Raw genomic sequence first — 16,092 nt, 5'->3', positions numbered from 1 at the left:
CCGTCACACCGTCTCTCCAGTGGGTCCGCACAACCTCAGCTGCGCCGGTGAAGGGCGTTCTAAGTAATACTCAAAACTTCCGCAAGAAGAAAAATGGCTATTTTCACATTTTTTTCAAATTTATAATTTAATCATAAAAAACAATATCTTACATCCATATGAGGCCACAGAGTCCTTTGGTGCTGGCCCGTGCGCCCTATTCAGCAGCCGCAATCCCGAAATCAGCACTCGGTCCGAACACAATATATAGCTCAGGATACACCCCGCAGCACAAGACCTCAGAGCCACAAGTGATTCACCTTGGCCTAGAAACTGTTCTCAAAACCGCATCTGGTGGTTTCGGATTCTCTCCCCTGAGAACTTGCACTTTGGTCATTGATGGGGTCAGGTCGCTGCATGAAACAACAGGCCAGTACTGCAGGCACCCAATGACAGGCACAAAGACGTTCCCACGAATTCGATCCGTTGGCCTTGATGGAGCGCTGGTCACATTTGCAGATACTATGACAGAAGCCTCAAACCGGGCAGCGATTGCTTTTCGATACGCAGTCGAAACGCTGAACTGGGACGGGGTTATCGAAACCTCAGCTTCGCTTGCATCAACTTATCTGCGGTTTGATCCGCAGGTCCTGCCACATGAAGACGTTCTGGAGCGTTTGAGACAGATGTTAGAGCGCCAGGACTGGTATGGCGCGCCTTTGCCAAAGGGCCGTAAGCTGTGGCATGTGCCCACTGTCTACGGAACCGATCTTGCTCCCCAATTGGATGAGGCGGCGGACGCCGCAGGTTTAAGCCCCAAAGAGGCTATTCACCGCCTAAGTCAATCGCGTGTACGCGTTTTGACCATCGGGTTTGCACCCGGGCAGCCCTATCTTGGCCCGCTGGGGCCAGAGTTCAACATCCCCCGGCAGAAAGAGCTGACCCCCATGGTACCGCGCGGTGCGCTGGTGCTGGCGATATCGCAATTTGTGCTGTTTGCGGGCCCAACGCCCACCGGATGGCGCCATGTGGGGCAGACCGGGTTTCAGTGCTTTCGCCCTGATCACGCCGACAGCTTTTCTTTGGCCCCCGGCGATGAGGTGATTTTCACCTCTGTCACCCGCGACGAATACGACTCGCTGCAAACCGATGCCATGGGGGGTGCTGTGTTTGAAGAGATCACATCATGAGTTTGCGGGTGCAAGCAATCGGTCCGGCCTGCACGGTACAGGATCTTGGACGCAGCGGATACCTTGATCGCGGTCTGTCCCGGTCCGGTGCTGCCGATGTTTTGGCTCTGTATGAGGGGGCCGCTTTGTTGGGTCAAAGCCCTGATCTGGCACAGTTAGAGATGGCCGGGCTGGGCGGCACGTTCGAGGCAACGCAAGGCCTGCGCTTTGCGCTGACCGGAGCACCCATGCAGGCCACAATCGACGGGGCGACGATTGCCTGGAACGCGTCGCATAGCCTTGAGCCCGGACAGACGCTTGTGATCGGCGCCGCCATGCAGGGCAATTATGGCTATCTTCATCTGGGTGGCGGGATCGATACGACGCCTTTTCTTGGCTCACGCTCGACCCATCTGACCGCCAATATCGGCGCTGCGATCCAAGCCGGTGACGTACTGCCAATGGGTCCAGACAAAGGGGAGGCAGGTAAAAAGCTGCGGCCCGACAATCGGTTCTCGGGCGGTCTGTTGCGGATCGTCTCAAGCTTTCAGACTGAGCTGTTCGATCAATCCACTCTGGACCGGTTTACCGCAACGACTTTCCAACGCGGAGCCCGTGCCAACCGAATGGGCATGCAGCTGGAAAGCGACGGTGCGGGGTTTGCTGCCAAAGGTCAGCTGAACATCTTGTCCGAAGTGATCACGCCCGGAGACATACAGATGACCGGCACAGGTAACCCGTTCATCCTGTTGCCCGAGTGTCAGACCACCGGGGGGTATCCCCGGATTGCGACCGTGCTGCCCTGCGACATGCCGCGCGCGGTACAGACACCGGCGGGTGCTCGGGTTCAGTTCGAGTTTGTGTCGCTCGATCAGGCTTTGGCGGCAGATACAGCTTTCCGGTCGGAATTGATGCGCCTGCCCCGCCGGATCGAGGATCTCGTGCGCGACCCGCATGACATTCCCGATCTGTTGTCCTACCAATTGATCAGCGGAATGATCTCAGCCACAGAATAAGGAGTCTACCCATGCCCCGCGTCGATCTGAATGCCGATATGGGGGAAAGCTTTGGCCCTTGGAAGATGGGTGATGACGCCTCCCTTTTGAAGATTATCACATCAGCCAATATCGCCTGTGGGTTTCATGGTGGCGATTGGGACGTCATGGCTCAGACGATGGCTCTGGCGGCGGAAAACGGTGTGGGGATCGGCGCGCATCCGGGGTTCCCGGATTTGCAAGGCTTTGGTCGCCGCCAAATGAAAGTGCCTCATGACAGCCTGCGCAATCTTGTGCGGTATCAACTGGGCGCGGCCATAGGAATGGCCAAGGCGGTCGGCACGCATGTCCGACATCTGAAACTGCATGGTGCACTGGCGAATATGTGTTCGGTCGATTTCGACATGGCGCGCGCCTGTTATCAGGGTGCATTGGACGTCGATCCCGACATCATCATCATGGTTCTTGCGGCCACCAAACAAGAAGAGGCCGTGCGGGAGCTTGGATGCAAATGGGTGGGCGAAATCTTTGCGGATCGGGCTTACAACGATGATGGCACACTGGTTGATCGCAGCCTACCCGGCGCCGTCATCCACGACCCTGATCTGGCCGGGCCGCGTATTCTGAATATGGTGAAAGAAGGTGCCATCATTACAGAAAGTGGCAAACGGCTTGAAACATCTATCGATACGATTTGTCTGCATGGCGATGGCCCTACGGCTGTTCAGATCGCGCGATCCGTGCGGGAAAATCTGATCGATGGCGGCGTTGAGGTGACCAAATTCACCCGATGATCAGGCAAACTTCATGGGCATTCACCAGATAGCTTAGTGTTGCCCCGGCGCAGCTTGGGTGCTTAGCATGCGGTGGCAGAAGATTTTCTTTTCCACCCCGCGCTGGCCGGGATCGGAATACGCAAGGAGCATTGCTTATGTCTTTTGATCTGATGTCTTATCAACCCCGGGGCGATAAGAAAAACTCGGACTTTTTCGCCGAATACCTGCCTAAGATCTACGAACGGCGCACCAGTTCGGGCTTAGCCGATCTGGTCGGCCCTATGAAGGCAATTGTCATGCAGGTCGAGCGCGACGCCTTGTTTGACACGCTGGTCGAGCTTTATGTGATGACCCCCTACCGCCACACGGCCAGCTATCTGGGCCAAACCCATAAATTCGCGATCCTGCATTCGCAGCCCCAATTTCCTGCGCTGATTGTCATGGCACCGCTCAGCGACGCGTTCGAGGATTTCATTTCGCGCGTCAATCGCATGTATCCGCTGGCACGCGGCACGCCGCAAACGCGGTATGTTGGCGAAATTTACGGTGCCAGCGATTTGGACACGTTAACCCGCACCCTCGAAGATCAAAATATCCGCTTTGAATACAGCGGCGAAACTGAAAACCCGTTTTATTCCGCGCAGGGTTTCCGCTTTACCACCCCATCGGATTTCACGTGCAATCGGATTGGCTACTCCAGTCTGGACTTCAACGACACTGACAGCCTTGGCCTGGGCGAACGCGTGTTGCTGAGCGATGAGGAACAAGCTCGGTTGGATCAGGCCGCAGGTTTTGGGCAAGACAGCAAGATCGCACCCCTGATGCTGGGCATCGACCATCTGGCAACACGCATTCTTGCCGGTGAACGAGAGGATGCCATTCTCGAGTTTCTGACGATGGTGCCCTATTACTTCTGGGGCGCATACAACATCTTTGACATGAACTCCTCGACCAATGTGAACCGCAACCCGACCGTGGATGATGACAAGAAATCACCCGCCAAAGTCTTCACAGCCAACAACACGCCGTCATTTGTAAACTCTTTCGCAAAGCTACCGATGCCTACCGAGGATTTCGTGCGCAATTTCGGACGTCGCCTGCACCACATGGCGGTCGAGATACAGGATGGCGACCACAATGCCGGGGAAAAGAACGTGGATTTCGTGGTCAACACGCTGAAAGACAAAGGCGTACCCTTTCTGGCCCATGTCGTGGGCGAGTGCAAAGACGATCCCAACCTGAAACAGATCTTCTCGAAACACTCGAAGAACACCCTGTTGATCACCGAGTATATCGAGCGCTGCCACAAATATGATGGCTTCTTTACCAAGGACAATGTTGCCGCCCTGACCGCTGCGGCAGGTCAGGATGAGCAGTATCAGCATGGTCAGGTTTTCGACTGACAGCCCCTGAAAATGAAAAAGGCTGTGAACCGAGGTTCACAGCCAGTGCCCATGAGTGAGAATGTGCCGGCCCTTATGATGGGCCGATCATGAAACAGGTAACGTTGCGCGCTTGCAAGCGACGGCAGGCCAAGTCCGCCTGTTCGCGTGTCATGCCCTGGAAGGTAGCATCAAACCCGCGATTGCTTTGGTTCACCTTGCGCAAGGTGCCTTCCAGCGTCGTCATTTCGGTGAGCGCCGTTTTCAGCAAGACCTTCTCGGCCTCATACCGGGTCGTGTAACGGCCAACGTTCACGCCCCACAGATGCCCGCCAGACGATGACAATCGAGTCACCACCTCTTGCTGCGGCTCAGGAATTTCGACCGGTTCGGCCGAAGCGACTTGTTCACCCTGAGGGCGCGGCGCCGGGCGTGGCGCGGTTGACCCTGCGGCCTCGGCAATGGCTTCCGCGATACCGTCCTGAATACGAGAGCGTTTCTCGTCTACAGTTTCTGCGCCAGCCTCGGCTATCTGAACCCGCGGCCTGATGACGGGACGCAAGCTGGTTTGGGGGGCACCGGTTGCCCGCGCGACCTGAATATCACCCAACCCTGTGTTGCCCGCGTAGGCCGGACGTGCCGGTTTGCGGATGGGCGCGCGAGATGGTGCGCGCCGGAAACCCATATCGAGCAATTCCGCGACTTTTGCGTTTCGTGATGCCCCGGACTTGCCGCCAAACACGGTGGCAATAATCCGTTCATCCTTACGTTTTGCCGAAGCCACAAGATTGAAACCTGCCGCCCGCGTGTACCCGGTTTTGATCCCGTCCGCGCCCTTGTAAGCCGCCAGCAGGCGCCGGTTGGTATTCGGCACGGTTTTGATCCCTGCGTGGGTCGATTGGCGTGAGAACAGGTTATAATACTGCGGGTAATCATACAGAAGATGCCGCCCCAGCGTGGTCATGTCACGCGCCGTAGACAAATGCCCGGCCTCGGTCAGACCATGCGCGTTTTTGAACGTGGTGCGGCTCATCCCCATCGCTTTTGCTGTCCGTGTCATCCGCCGAGCAAAGGCCGCCTCGGACCCGCTGAGCGCAATTCCGATCGCCGTGGCCGCATCATTCGCAGATTTCACGGCCGCAGCACGGATCAGATAGCGGAACGCAATCGTCTGCCCGGTCCGCAGTCCAAGCTTGGAGGGCGGCTCAGCCGCTGCAGCCTTGGTGATGCGTACGGGGGTGTCCAGAGTGATCTCGCCGTTCCGAACGGCCTCGAACGCGATATAAAGCGTCATCATCTTGGTCAGCGAGGCCGGGTGCAGTCGTGTATCGGCATTTCGCGAGTGCAGAACCTCTCCGGTTCGCGCATCGATTACCATTGCCGCGTAGGGTGCCGCCACCGCCTGAACGGGCGCGAACGCCATCAGCCAGACGAATGCTGTAAGGATAAAGCCCATCCGGGCCGGAACTGTCCGCCGAATCCGCACGATTTTTGCCTCTGTCTGCCTCGCGCCGCCGGGTTTTCCCGGTCAGCTCATTTATTTATTGTCTGTCAGGCTAACACAGAGTCCTCGCCAAATAAACCAAAACCCGCGCGTTTCGCCGATTCGTGAGCGGCCTCAAACGCCACTATATATGGTGTTTTTCCCCACTCTACCCACCACATTCGGATCCCCTCCAAGAACAAAGGAAACTTGTGAACAGTTTTTTCCCAACCTGCGACCAATGGGCCACATCACCCAAGCGACTGAACCAGTTCTGCAAGTCCGCTCAGGTCCTCAAGTGCCCGATATCGCGGATGCTCCGACGGTGTGTCAGCATGCTCGATATCCCACATCAGATCATGCGGGACATGAACACCCCAACTTCCGGCATCAAGCGAAGCAACAACATCCGACCGCATTGAATTTCCAACCATCATCGCGGCCGCCGGCCCATCCCCGTGTCTCTGGAAAACATCGCGGTAGGTTTGCGGCGTTTTTTCCGAAACGATTTCTACTGCGTCAAACAACTCGCCCAAGCCCGATTGAGCCAGCTTGCGTTCCTGATCCAGCAGATCACCCTTTGTCACCAAAACAACGTTATGAGTAGGTGCCACGGCCTCGACCGCCTCGCGCGCATGCGGCAACAGCTCGATCGGATGGGCCAACATCTCTTGCCCCGCTTCGATCAAAGAGCGAATGACGCGCGCAGGAACGCGGTCGTCCGTGACCTCAATCGCGGTTTCGATCATCGACAGGGTAAAGCCTTTAATCCCATAGCCATAGCGCTTGATGTTGCGCTTTTCAGCGTCCAGCAATCGCTCCATCAGATGATCATGTTCGGCATAATCCTTCAGCAGTTCGGCAAAATGAGCCTGTGTCAGTTGAAAGAACCGTTCGTTGTGCCACAACGTGTCATCTGCATCGAAACCAATTGTTGTCACCTTCTGATCCATGCTGATTCCGTTCGGTTCCTCTTTTCTCTGACCACCTGCACGTTATATAAGCCCGGATACGAACCGAAGACTGAATCGGACCTATAAGATCAATGCGCGAAACTCCTTGGATGATGTCTGACAAATCGGACGACGATGGCGACACGTCGATCCTGGTCGAGTCGCGCCCGAAGACCAAGCGTCCACCATTGTATAAGGTATTGCTTTTGAACGACGATTATACTCCGATGGAGTTTGTTGTTCACGTGCTTGAACGTTTCTTTGGCATGACCCACGCACAAGCTTTCGAGATTATGCTGACGGTTCACAAGAAGGGTGTGGCGGTCGTTGGTGTCTTTAGCCACGAGATTGCCGAGACCAAGGTGGGTCAGGTCATGGACTTTGCCCGGCGGCACCAACACCCCCTGCAATGCACCATGGAGCGTGAAGAGTAGGCGCAGCCGTCGCCAAACTCTTGTGTGGAAATATCGATGTCCTCCCGCCTCAGCTATGCATTGGAGTCTGGCCTTTCTCTATCACAGCCGATCTCGGTGATCGGCGCGACGCCTGAACACAATCTGTCGGCTCTGCCTCGGGACACTCAGGTTGTTCAGCCGTTCAAACCTTTTCACGACCACTTTGCTGCAGCAGGTTTTGAAACCGTTCCGAAAAGCGACACACCCTGTCAGGACGTGATCTTGATCCTGCCGCGCGCCAAGGCTCTGGCCCGTGCTTTGGTGCAACAGGCTTGCGCGCGCGCTGACGGCCAGGTGATCATAGACGGCGCCAAGACGGATGGCGTGGACAGCCTTCTGAAAGATATTCGCAAGCGTGTGGATGTTTCGGGGCCGGTCGCAAAGGCGCATGGCAAGATGTTCTGGTTCTCCACCGATAAAACCGCATTCAAAGACTGGACCGCCCCGGCATCGCAAGAAGTGCAGGGCTTTCGCACCGCGCCCGGTGTGTTTTCAGCAGACGGGATCGACCCGGCCTCGGCCCTTTTGGCCACCAATCTGCCCCAGAAACTGGGCGCGCGCGTCGCCGATCTGGGCGCGGGCTGGGGGTTTCTGTCTGCACAGATCGCACAGAATGCGGCAGTGACAACCCTGCATCTGGTCGAGGCTGACCACACCGCGCTGGACTGTGCGCGGATCAATGTGACCGATGCCAAGGCGCAGTTTCATTGGGCGGACGCGGTGACCTGGACGGCGCCCGACCCCGTTGACACCGTGGTTATGAACCCGCCCTTTCATACCTCGCGCAGTGCGGATCCCGGTCTTGGCCAGGGCTTTATCACCTCAGCCGCGCGGAACCTGACCCGCAGCGGCCAGCTGTGGATGGTCGCCAATCGCCATCTGCCGTACGAGGCCACGCTGAATGATGCGTTCATGCAGGTTGATGAGATCGCGGGTGACAATCGGTTCAAGGTCTTTCATGCCTCTCGCCCTCGGCGGTAAGCGCCGCTAACCTATTCCGCAACTCAGGAGGATTCGGATGTCCTTTTCCATAGCCGGCAAAACCGCGATTGTGACAGGTGGCGCCAATGGTATCGGTCTTGCCATCGGACGACACTTTGCGGATGCAGGCGCAAATGTCATGTTTGCCGATATGGACGAAAAACGCCTGAGCGAAGAGCTGGGCGACAAGGCCGAAGACGGCAATATCCGCTATTTCGCGGGCGACCTGCGCGAGAAACTGACGATCGCCAATTTGCTTTCGGCCACCCTGGATGAGTTCGATCAGGTCGACATTCTGGTCAACGGCGCTCGTCAGGTGATCCCGTCCGACCCGCTGGATACCGATGACGACTCGGTCCGCACTTTGCTCAACCAGAACCTGATGCCTGCCTTGCGGTTGAGCCAATTGGTTTCCAAACGCATGATCAAGCAAGCCGGCGACGACGGTGACGGCCCTGCAGGTTCGATCATCAACCTTTCGTCTATTGCCGCAAGACGCACGCATCCCGACCTGATGGCCTATTCCGTGTCGACCGCTGCGCTTGATCAAATGACCCGGTCGCTGGCCGTGGCGCTGGCACCCAACCGGATCCGCGTCAATTCGATTGCGCTTGGCTCGGTCATGAGCGCATCGCTGCAATCGACCCTGAAGGAAAACCGCGATTTTCGCGATGACATTGAAAAACACACACCCCTGGCCCGTATCGCCGCCCCGAATGAGTTGACAGAGACAGCGCAATTCCTGGCCTCGGACGCGGCGGGCTTTATCACAGGTCAGATCCTGACCATTGACGGCGGGCGAACCCTGCTTGATCCTGTCGCAGCACCAGCACACTGAACCCCATGTTTGATACCGAAAAAGCCACAGCCTCTGCCTGGTTCCGCCAATTGCGCGATGACATCGTCGCAGCGTTTGAATCACTAGAAGACAACCACCACACCGGGCCGTTTTCTGATGCCGAACCGGGAAGGTTCGAAGTGAAGGAAACCAAGCGCCAATCAGAGGACGGATCGGATGCCGGTGGCGGGCTGATGTCGGTCATGCGTGGCGGTCGCGTGTTCGAGAAAGTCGGCGTCAATGTCTCGACCGTATTTGGCACCCTGGGCGATCGTGCCCAGAACGCGATGGCCGCGCGCAAGGGTATTCCCGGCATGAAAGACGACCCGCGCTTTTGGGCGTCGGGCATCAGTCTTGTGGCGCATATGCAAAACCCGCATGTGCCTGCGGTGCATATGAACACGCGCATGTTCTGGACGCCCCATGCCTGGTGGTTTGGCGGCGGGTCCGATCTGAATCCCTGTTTGGAATATGCCGACGACACCGCGCATTTCCACGCCACGCAAAAGGCACATCTGGATCCACATGGCACAGATCACTACCCTCGCCTGAAGGCTTGGGCGGATGAATATTTCTATATCCCCCACCGCAAGCGCGCGCGTGGCGTGGGCGGTATCTTCATGGATGATTATTGCACCGGTGATTGGCAGGCGGATTTTGCCCTGACACAAGACATTGGACGGGCCTTTTTACCTGCTTTCGTTCCACTGGTCGAAAAGCGTCGCGTTCAAGATTTTGGCGACGACGAAAAAGATACACAACTGGTTCATCGCGGACTTTATGCCGAATACAACCTTGTTTACGACCGTGGGACCAAATTCGGGCTTGAAACGGGCCACGATCCCGACGCTGTCCTCATGAGCCTGCCGCCCCTTGCCAAATGGGTTTAGGGCCTAGAACCCGAAATCGATGAAGTTGTCATAGCAGTACCCCTGCGCCGTACCTGCAGACATATTGGCGCCAACACGCTTTACCGTGACTGAATAACTGTTGCCGGTATCGGCGCCTTCTGGCGGTGTGAATGAAAACTGCACTGTCCGCGCGCCCTTGATATATTCACGACTTATATAAATGCGTTGGCTTGACTTGGTTCTGAGCGTTCTGATGGCATAGTCACCGATACCGCACCAATAGGCCACGGGTGCCGAGCTCCCAAATGTTTTGACCTCGTAAACTCCACCATCCAGCGGTGTCACCTCGGTTCTGAACTGCGGTCTAACGCTGATACCAAATCCGACGGCAGCCGCAATTCCGGGCGTCAATCCAAGACACAATACCAATAACAGTCTAGAGACCCACATAGAAAATCCTCGCTGTAAAATGGCCGCAAGGATGCGGCTGTGCGACGCTGACACTACCTTAGCGCTTTCCGGCAGGTTTGCCATCGCTGTCTTTGAAGCCCTGGCGCAGGAACTAGGTTGCAACGCGCCCGCCGACATCCTGCGGGGCCAAAGCCACCGTTTTGATCACTGCATGGCACGGCTGGCCCAGTTCTAAGCCCAAGGCCTCGACCGAACGCCGTGTTACCCGGGCCAAAACAACACCTGCGGGGGTCTTGACCGAGACAATTGCCCCTGGTCCCTCACCAGCACGCACCGCCTCGACCGTGCCCGAGAGAATGTTGAGCGCTGATAGCCCCTCGGGAGGTTTGTTGGACAGGATCACCTCTTGCGCCGGGATGCGGATGCGCAAATGCTCTCCAACCTGATGAGGAATGCGCGGCAGGAAAAGACGCGCGTCACCTGCGCGCAGTTCAGTGAGCCCGTCGGCGTGATGCTGCGCCACCTGCACCTGCAACACCGCCCCCACCGCGCGCACACCCGCAGGCGCCACAGACGGGTCCGCCAGCACGTCCGACGCAGGACCATGGCGCAAGACCTTGCCGTCTTGCAGTGCGACGACCGAGGTTGCCAGCCGCGCCACCTCGGCTGCGGAATGCGTGACATAGAGGATCGGCACCGACACCTCGTCGCGCAGGCGTTCGAAATAGGGCAGGATCTCGGCCTTGCGGGCCTCATCCAACGCAGCCAGCGGCTCATCGGCAAGGATCAGGCGCGGGGCGGCCAACAGCGCTCGGCCAATGGCTACCCGCTGTTTTTCCCCGCCCGACAGCATCGCCGGACGGCGATTCAGGAGATGACCGATCCCCAGCATCTCAACCACGCGGTCTTGACTTTCGCGCTGCGCGCCCCGCGGTGCAAACCAACGACCATAGGCCAGGTTCTGGCGCACGCTCAGGTGCGGGAACAAACGACCTTCCTGAAAGATGTATCCAAGCCGCCTGCGATGGGTCGGCAACCAACTGCCCTGATCGGTATCGAACAAAACCCAATCGTCGACGGCCACGCGCCCGGCCTGCGGCCGCAATAGTCCTGCCACCGCATTGATCACTGTGGTCTTACCCGCACCTGACCGCCCGAACAGAACTGTCACGCCCGGAGGGGCTTCAAACTCCAGATCCAGCGCGATGCCGGGCAATTGTTGCTGCAATCGGACCGAAAGGCTCATGTCCCGGCCACCCGCCGCGCCACTCGGCGCCCAACATATTCCGAGAGCAGCAGCGCCGTCATCGCGACAATGACCGAAATGATCACCAGCCGCAGCGCCGCCGGTTCGCCCCCCGGCACCTGCAAAAAGGAATAGACCGCCGAGGGCAATGTCTGGGTCTGGCCAGGAATGTTCGACACAAAGGTAATGGTCGCGCCAAACTCTCCCATTGCTTTGGCAAAAGCCAGAATTGCGCCTGCAATGATGCCCGGCAGGATCAGCGGGAGCGTTACAGTGGCAAACACGAACATGCGCGAAGCCCCCAACGTCGCCCCGGCCTGTTCCAGTTTTGGATCCACCGCCTCGATCGACAGCCGAATGGCGCGCACCATCAAAGGAAAAGCCATGATCCCGGCGGCCAGAGCGGCCCCGGTCCACCTAAAGGCGACCACAATGCCGAACTCGGCCAGAAACCGCCCCAACGGGCCTTGGATACCAAAGGTCAACAACAGCAGATAGCCAGTGACAACAGGGGGCAGGATCAGCGGCAGATGCACCAATCCGTTCAACAGCTGCCGCCCCGGAAAACGCCAGCGAGCCAGCGCATAGGCGACAAAAATACCCAAAGGCAAGCTGACCAGCGTGGCCCAGATCGACACTCGCAGAGACAAGCGCAGGGCTTCGAGCTCTGCAGGACCCAGCCACCCCATGGCTCAGCCCTGCGGCAGGGTAAAGCCCTGCGCCTCAAAAACCGCGCGCGCGGTATCTGTTTGCAAATAGGTCAGAAACGCAAAGGCTTGGGGGGCGGCGTCACGCGTCGCAGCTGCCGGATAGATGATCGGCGGATGGCTGTCAGACGGGAATACCCCGATCACTGAAACACGGCTCTCCGCCAAAGCATCTGACCCGTAAACAATGCCCAAGGGCGCGGCTCCGGTGGCCACCAGTGCCAGTGCCGCCCGAACGTTATCAGACTGGGCAATACGCCCCTCAACATCAGCCCAAAGCCCCAGTTCCTGCAGTGCCGATTTCCCGTAGATCCCTGCCGGAACGGCATCGACCAACGCCATCGCCAAAAAGCCACCGTCCAGCCGCGCATTCAGGTCCAGCGCAGCATCGATCTGGGCCTCTGCTTGCGCTGGCACCCCGATCAGCACCAGGTGATTGCCCAGAAGATCAACCCGGCTTGACGCGTCAACCAGACCGTCCCGCACCAAAACATCCATCCATTGCACATTGGCCGAGATAAACAGATCCGCAGGAGCCCCCAACTGAATCTGGCGCGCCAGAACAGAAGAGGCCGCATAAGAAACTGTTACCTCGCCTCCCGTTTGATCTGAGTAGTCAGCAGCGATCTGGTCCAACGCGGTTTTCAGGCTGGCGGCCGCAAAGATCAAAATACCCTCCGCCGACGCCCGAACCGGCACTGCCAGCACGACGCACAGCGCCATGACCATCAGCAGGCTGCGTCGGGCGACAGTCATATTTGAGCCTCCGGTTCAGAGGGTTGCGGTTCTCAACGGCATATCGGAGGCACCCGGGAACAAGCAAGGCCCTTTGCTGCCACCGATTGGCGCATATCGCCGACCGGACATGTCGCAATTGGGATTGATCCCGCGCTTTTTCCTGTCAAACCTACACCGAGCCAAAACAGGACCCGCCTCATGCTGCACCAGACCCCCGGCCTTATCGACGACATCCGCGCCCGTTTTGCCCACGTCGACAGCTGTCCGTTTCAAGGCCCCCGTATCTTTTTCGAAAATGCCGGTGGTGCGCTGACACTCAATTCGGTCACTGCAACCTCGGCCAAGTTTGCCGCGATCCCCGATAATCAGGGCCGTGACAATGTGGCCAGCCATGCGCTGGTGGATATCATCAACACCGCAAAGGCGGATATGGCGACGTTCATGAACGCGCCAAGCGGGCAGTTTTTCATGGGCGAAAGCGGGACAGAGTTGCTGTTCCGCATGATCCGAACTGCCTGTGTCAACGCGCCGTCAGGCTTGAAAGTGATCGGCAGTTCAATCGAACACCCCGCCAGCCGTAGCGCTGCGCGTCGCTGGGCCGAGATTGCCGGGTTGAACTATGTCAACGTTCCACATGATGACGCGACGGGTATGGTCACGGCAGAGGCCTATGCGGAACAGATGACACCCGACGTGGCGGTGGCAACGATCCTGCATGGCTCTCCTGTGACCGGAATGGGTATGAATGTCGCCGCCATCGCACACGCGATCCGCACCGTCTCGCCTGACTGCTTCATCATCGTGGACGGCATCCAACATGCCGCTCACGGCCAGATCGATATCGCAAGCTATGACATCGATGGTTATGCCGTCTCACCCTACAAGGTGTTTTCGCGGCACGGTTTCGGAATTGCCTGGATCTCGGATCGGTTGACCGCCCTGCCCCATGATCAGCTCATCAACGCCCCGGCCTCGGGCTGGGAGTTTGGCACCCGCGACACCGGAGCCTATGCCACAATGTCGGATGTGGTCGCGTATTTCGACTGGTTGGGCGGCCGGGTCTCTGGCTCTGAAGATCGATCAGAACGCATTCGCGCGGCTGGCGCTGCGATCCATGTGTATGAAACACATCTGACGCACGCCATGATCAACGGCACCGGCAACCTTCCCGGTCTGCGCGAGATGGACCATGTCTCGATTCTGGCTGGCACCGACAATCCGGCGCGCGAAGGCCTGGTTTCGATAACTGTAAAAGGCATGGCGTCGGCGGACGTGGTCACGAAACTGAACCAACTGGGCATTCGGACCCATACCCGTAAAGCCGACCATTACAGCGGCAATGTCCTCGACCCGTTGGGATTGCCCGATTGCATCCGAATCTCACTCTGCCATTACAACACTCAGCACGAAGTGGCTCAGCTGTTGGCGGCCATGAACGCCATAACTGATTGACGCCGAAAAATGATGCCGAATTCAGAAAGAAATTCCACGAAACCCTCTTGCGCCCACCGGAACCCTTAGCTAAATGACCCCTCACGGGTGATTAGCTCAGTTGGTAGAGCGCTTCGTTTACACCGAAGATGTCGGGAGTTCGAGTCTCTCATCACCCACCATCCTTTTCCTTGATGTAAGAGTGTCTGGCCCGGTTCGCACCTATCGTTGTGATGCGTGTGGCTTTGTGGCAGCCGGAATCGATGGGCACAGACACCTCCAACAAATGAGACATACGCCAAATCCCAACTCGGACAGCGTCCTGCCGATTTCGATCAACCCGTGATCAGGTCGCTATTTCACGAGCTGGGACAATGCAGAAAATTTTAAGATGTGAGCTTCAGCGGCGCTGATCGGACTCTGTTTTCTTAGGGTAAGCCCCTGAAAGCTCAGCGCGAATAGAATCCATCACGAAGTTCTTGCCGCAGACGTAAACGCTCGGGGTATTCTTGCAGAAATTGCTCGGGGGGCTTGCCCTCCCAAACCTGCGCATAAACCCGCATCTTGTTGCCGCCATAGATCTTTGCAAGGTCGTCGTTTGAATAGCCGCGCGCCCAAAGGTCATCGGTAATCGCTGCAAGGATTTTGGCAAGTTCTCCATTACCGGTTGCCCCCTTGTTGAATGCATCGATCATGTAGCCGCCATCGTCGTACATGCTTGCGTTTGCAGTAGCGAACTGCACGACAAGTTCGGTTGAGAACATGTCATCCGTTGCGATTCCAACGTGGTCGACGCCGACAAGCTGGACATAATAGTCAATCATATCGGCGGCCTGCTTGGGCGAGATATCCTCGGGCCAGACACCGTCCATCATCCATTCTGTGAACGTAGGAGAAACGTAGCCACCGGACTTGGCCGCTCGCAGCGCCTCATCGTCGGGAATGGCCCGATAACACCCTTTTGGCGTCGCATTGGGCCCATTCGCGTACAACCCTGCAGGAACCGAGTGCGTGTAGACATAGGGCACCCCGGGGTAGTTCTCATCCATGTAGTCCATGGCGTCATTGGCCGTTTTCGAGCCCGTGTGGCTCAGGTCGAGTAAGATGCCGAAACGCACCATTTCGTCGATGACCGACTTGCCCCAAGGGGTCAAACCAATGTCGCGCCCGTTATAGGCCGCCAATTGCCCGGAACCCGTGCGGAAAATGTCATTGTAAGCCAGGATCATACTCTTGATCCCCATATCCTTGAGCAATGCCATCTTTTTGAGATCGCCGTTCAGGATCGTGGCGGTTTGGCTGTTCCAGATGACCGCCGTCTTGCCCTGTATGTGGGCAGCCTCAATATCGCGGGTTTCATTCACGATCAGGTAGTTTTCCGGTTGCTGCGCCATCGGCGCGCGGAAGTGGTAGTGCTGTTCTAGCAGGGTTTCAAAAGACATATCTGCTGCGGCCAGAGTCATCTCATGCCCAGTGATACCGTTGTCCCGCGCACGCTCAAAATAGGTGTGAAGCTGGTCGTAGTCCGTCCAGCCTGTGCCGTAGGGGCTAGCCAACATGCCGAGGACAATCGTGTCCTGAACAAACTGCTTCGCCTCTTCTGATGCATCCCACGTCTTGCTCTCTTCACTCGCATGGAGCGCGCCACCAAGGGTGATCGCGATAGCGCTGATGGCCAACAGAGTCTTCATGACAAG

Annotated in this window: 16 protein-coding genes and 1 tRNA gene; 10 read left to right on the top strand and 7 right to left on the bottom strand. The window is 57.5% G+C overall.

The annotated features are described in order from the left end of the window. Positions 1 to 428: 428 nt before the first annotated feature. From GOW40_RS21440 to GOW40_RS21425, 4 genes are all read left to right on the top strand, one after another. Positions 429 to 1,169 carry an allophanate hydrolase subunit 1 gene (locus GOW40_RS21440; RefSeq protein ID WP_171133813.1) on the top strand — a complete coding sequence of 247 codons (741 nt, stop codon included), beginning with the start codon at positions 429 to 431 and terminating at the stop codon, positions 1,167 to 1,169. Further along, on the top strand, positions 1,166 to 2,164 hold the full coding sequence (locus GOW40_RS21435; protein WP_171133812.1) for a biotin-dependent carboxyltransferase family protein: 999 nt from the start codon (positions 1,166 to 1,168) through the stop codon (positions 2,162 to 2,164). The genes GOW40_RS21440 and GOW40_RS21435 overlap by 4 nt, the downstream gene beginning before the upstream one ends. Positions 2,165 to 2,175: 11 nt before the next feature. After that, on the top strand, positions 2,176 to 2,937 hold the full coding sequence (locus GOW40_RS21430; RefSeq protein WP_171136788.1) for a LamB/YcsF family protein: 762 nt from the start codon (positions 2,176 to 2,178) through the stop codon (positions 2,935 to 2,937). A gap of 137 nt (positions 2,938 to 3,074) precedes the next feature. Then, positions 3,075 to 4,322: a hypothetical protein gene (locus tag GOW40_RS21425; RefSeq protein ID WP_171136787.1), complete on the top strand. Its 1,248-nt coding sequence runs from the start codon at positions 3,075 to 3,077 to the stop codon at positions 4,320 to 4,322. Between the two features lie 73 nt (positions 4,323 to 4,395). Here the strand turns inward: GOW40_RS21425 and GOW40_RS21420 are convergent, their stop codons facing one another. Continuing rightward, complete coding sequence (locus GOW40_RS21420; RefSeq protein ID WP_171103974.1) at positions 4,396 to 5,757, bottom strand: D-alanyl-D-alanine carboxypeptidase family protein; 1,362 nt, start codon at positions 5,755 to 5,757, stop codon at positions 4,396 to 4,398. 278 nt (positions 5,758 to 6,035) lie between these two features. Further along, on the bottom strand, positions 6,036 to 6,737 hold the full coding sequence (locus GOW40_RS21415; protein ID WP_171133809.1) for an HAD family hydrolase: 702 nt from the start codon (positions 6,735 to 6,737) through the stop codon (positions 6,036 to 6,038). Between the two features lie 92 nt (positions 6,738 to 6,829). On the opposite strand from GOW40_RS21415, the gene clpS reads away from it, so the two are divergent. Genes clpS through hemF form a run of 4 tightly spaced genes read left to right on the top strand, consistent with a single transcriptional unit; the run spans position 6,830 to position 9,901 of the window. Beyond that, complete coding sequence (clpS, locus tag GOW40_RS21410; RefSeq protein WP_171103969.1) at positions 6,830 to 7,171, top strand: ATP-dependent Clp protease adapter ClpS; 342 nt, start codon at positions 6,830 to 6,832, stop codon at positions 7,169 to 7,171. Positions 7,172 to 7,207: 36 nt separating this feature from the next. Next, positions 7,208 to 8,173 carry a class I SAM-dependent methyltransferase gene (locus GOW40_RS21405; RefSeq protein WP_171133808.1) on the top strand — a complete coding sequence of 322 codons (966 nt, stop codon included), beginning with the start codon at positions 7,208 to 7,210 and terminating at the stop codon, positions 8,171 to 8,173. A 37-nt stretch (positions 8,174 to 8,210) separates the two neighbouring features. Then, the gene (locus GOW40_RS21400) at positions 8,211 to 9,011 is read left to right on the top strand and encodes an SDR family NAD(P)-dependent oxidoreductase (protein WP_171133807.1); all 801 of its coding nucleotides are present in this window, start codon (positions 8,211 to 8,213) and stop codon (positions 9,009 to 9,011) included. 5 nt (positions 9,012 to 9,016) lie between these two features. Beyond that, positions 9,017 to 9,901 carry an oxygen-dependent coproporphyrinogen oxidase gene (gene hemF / locus GOW40_RS21395; RefSeq protein WP_171133806.1) on the top strand — a complete coding sequence of 295 codons (885 nt, stop codon included), beginning with the start codon at positions 9,017 to 9,019 and terminating at the stop codon, positions 9,899 to 9,901. A gap of 3 nt (positions 9,902 to 9,904) precedes the next feature. Here hemF and GOW40_RS21390 read toward each other — a convergent pair whose 3' ends face one another. From GOW40_RS21390 to modA, 4 genes are read right to left on the bottom strand one after another with little or no spacing between them, the layout of a single operon-like run. Continuing rightward, positions 9,905 to 10,396, bottom strand: coding sequence for a hypothetical protein (locus tag GOW40_RS21390; protein ID WP_254444541.1), 492 nt, complete (start codon positions 10,394 to 10,396; stop codon positions 9,905 to 9,907). 28 nt (positions 10,397 to 10,424) lie between these two features. Then, on the bottom strand, positions 10,425 to 11,519 hold the full coding sequence (gene modC, locus GOW40_RS21385; RefSeq protein WP_171133805.1) for a molybdenum ABC transporter ATP-binding protein: 1,095 nt from the start codon (positions 11,517 to 11,519) through the stop codon (positions 10,425 to 10,427). Continuing rightward, positions 11,516 to 12,208: a molybdate ABC transporter permease subunit gene (gene modB, locus GOW40_RS21380; protein WP_171103958.1), complete on the bottom strand. Its 693-nt coding sequence runs from the start codon at positions 12,206 to 12,208 to the stop codon at positions 11,516 to 11,518. The genes modC and modB overlap by 4 nt, the downstream gene beginning before the upstream one ends. Positions 12,209 to 12,211: 3 nt before the next feature. Continuing rightward, on the bottom strand, positions 12,212 to 12,982 hold the full coding sequence (gene modA / locus GOW40_RS21375) for a molybdate ABC transporter substrate-binding protein (protein WP_171133804.1): 771 nt from the start codon (positions 12,980 to 12,982) through the stop codon (positions 12,212 to 12,214). Between the two features lie 180 nt (positions 12,983 to 13,162). Here modA and GOW40_RS21370 point away from each other — a divergent pair, with 180 nt between their 5' ends. Continuing rightward, a complete protein-coding gene (locus GOW40_RS21370; protein WP_171133803.1) occupies positions 13,163 to 14,416 on the top strand; it encodes an aminotransferase class V-fold PLP-dependent enzyme in 1,254 nt (417 codons plus the stop codon). Positions 14,417 to 14,501: 85 nt separating this feature from the next. After that, a tRNA-Val gene (locus GOW40_RS21365) sits at positions 14,502 to 14,577 on the top strand. Between the two features lie 267 nt (positions 14,578 to 14,844). Here the strand turns inward: GOW40_RS21365 and GOW40_RS21360 are convergent. Then, positions 14,845 to 16,086, bottom strand: coding sequence for a membrane dipeptidase (locus GOW40_RS21360; RefSeq protein WP_171133798.1), 1,242 nt, complete (start codon positions 16,084 to 16,086; stop codon positions 14,845 to 14,847). Positions 16,087 to 16,092 lie beyond the last annotated feature (6 nt).

The organism is Ruegeria sp. HKCCA6707 (assembly GCF_013033515.1).
In the GTDB taxonomy this organism is placed as follows: domain Bacteria; phylum Pseudomonadota; class Alphaproteobacteria; order Rhodobacterales; family Rhodobacteraceae; genus Ruegeria.
This window is presented reverse-complemented; position numbering and strand designations above follow the sequence as displayed.

Excerpts from the sequence above, each read along its gene's own strand:
- clpS (WP_171103969.1), top strand. The coding sequence starts at position 6,830 with ATGCGCGAAACTCCTTGGATGATGTCTGACAAATCGGACGACGATGGC.
- modC (WP_171133805.1), bottom strand. The coding sequence starts at position 11,519 with ATGAGCCTTTCGGTCCGATTGCAGCAACAATTGCCCGGCATCGCGCTG.
- GOW40_RS21425 (WP_171136787.1), top strand. The coding sequence starts at position 3,075 with ATGTCTTTTGATCTGATGTCTTATCAACCCCGGGGCGATAAGAAAAAC.
- GOW40_RS21405 (WP_171133808.1), top strand. The coding sequence starts at position 7,208 with ATGTCCTCCCGCCTCAGCTATGCATTGGAGTCTGGCCTTTCTCTATCA.
- GOW40_RS21420 (WP_171103974.1), bottom strand. The coding sequence starts at position 5,757 with ATGGGCTTTATCCTTACAGCATTCGTCTGGCTGATGGCGTTCGCGCCC.
- GOW40_RS21370 (WP_171133803.1), top strand. The coding sequence starts at position 13,163 with ATGCTGCACCAGACCCCCGGCCTTATCGACGACATCCGCGCCCGTTTT.
- hemF (WP_171133806.1), top strand. The coding sequence starts at position 9,017 with ATGTTTGATACCGAAAAAGCCACAGCCTCTGCCTGGTTCCGCCAATTG.
- GOW40_RS21390 (WP_254444541.1), bottom strand. The coding sequence starts at position 10,396 with ATGGCAAACCTGCCGGAAAGCGCTAAGGTAGTGTCAGCGTCGCACAGC.
- GOW40_RS21430 (WP_171136788.1), top strand. The coding sequence starts at position 2,176 with ATGCCCCGCGTCGATCTGAATGCCGATATGGGGGAAAGCTTTGGCCCT.
- GOW40_RS21440 (WP_171133813.1), top strand. The coding sequence starts at position 429 with ATGACAGGCACAAAGACGTTCCCACGAATTCGATCCGTTGGCCTTGAT.
- GOW40_RS21415 (WP_171133809.1), bottom strand. The coding sequence starts at position 6,737 with ATGGATCAGAAGGTGACAACAATTGGTTTCGATGCAGATGACACGTTG.
- GOW40_RS21435 (WP_171133812.1), top strand. The coding sequence starts at position 1,166 with ATGAGTTTGCGGGTGCAAGCAATCGGTCCGGCCTGCACGGTACAGGAT.
- GOW40_RS21400 (WP_171133807.1), top strand. The coding sequence starts at position 8,211 with ATGTCCTTTTCCATAGCCGGCAAAACCGCGATTGTGACAGGTGGCGCC.
- GOW40_RS21360 (WP_171133798.1), bottom strand. The coding sequence starts at position 16,086 with ATGAAGACTCTGTTGGCCATCAGCGCTATCGCGATCACCCTTGGTGGC.
- modA (WP_171133804.1), bottom strand. The coding sequence starts at position 12,982 with ATGACTGTCGCCCGACGCAGCCTGCTGATGGTCATGGCGCTGTGCGTC.
- modB (WP_171103958.1), bottom strand. The coding sequence starts at position 12,208 with ATGGGGTGGCTGGGTCCTGCAGAGCTCGAAGCCCTGCGCTTGTCTCTG.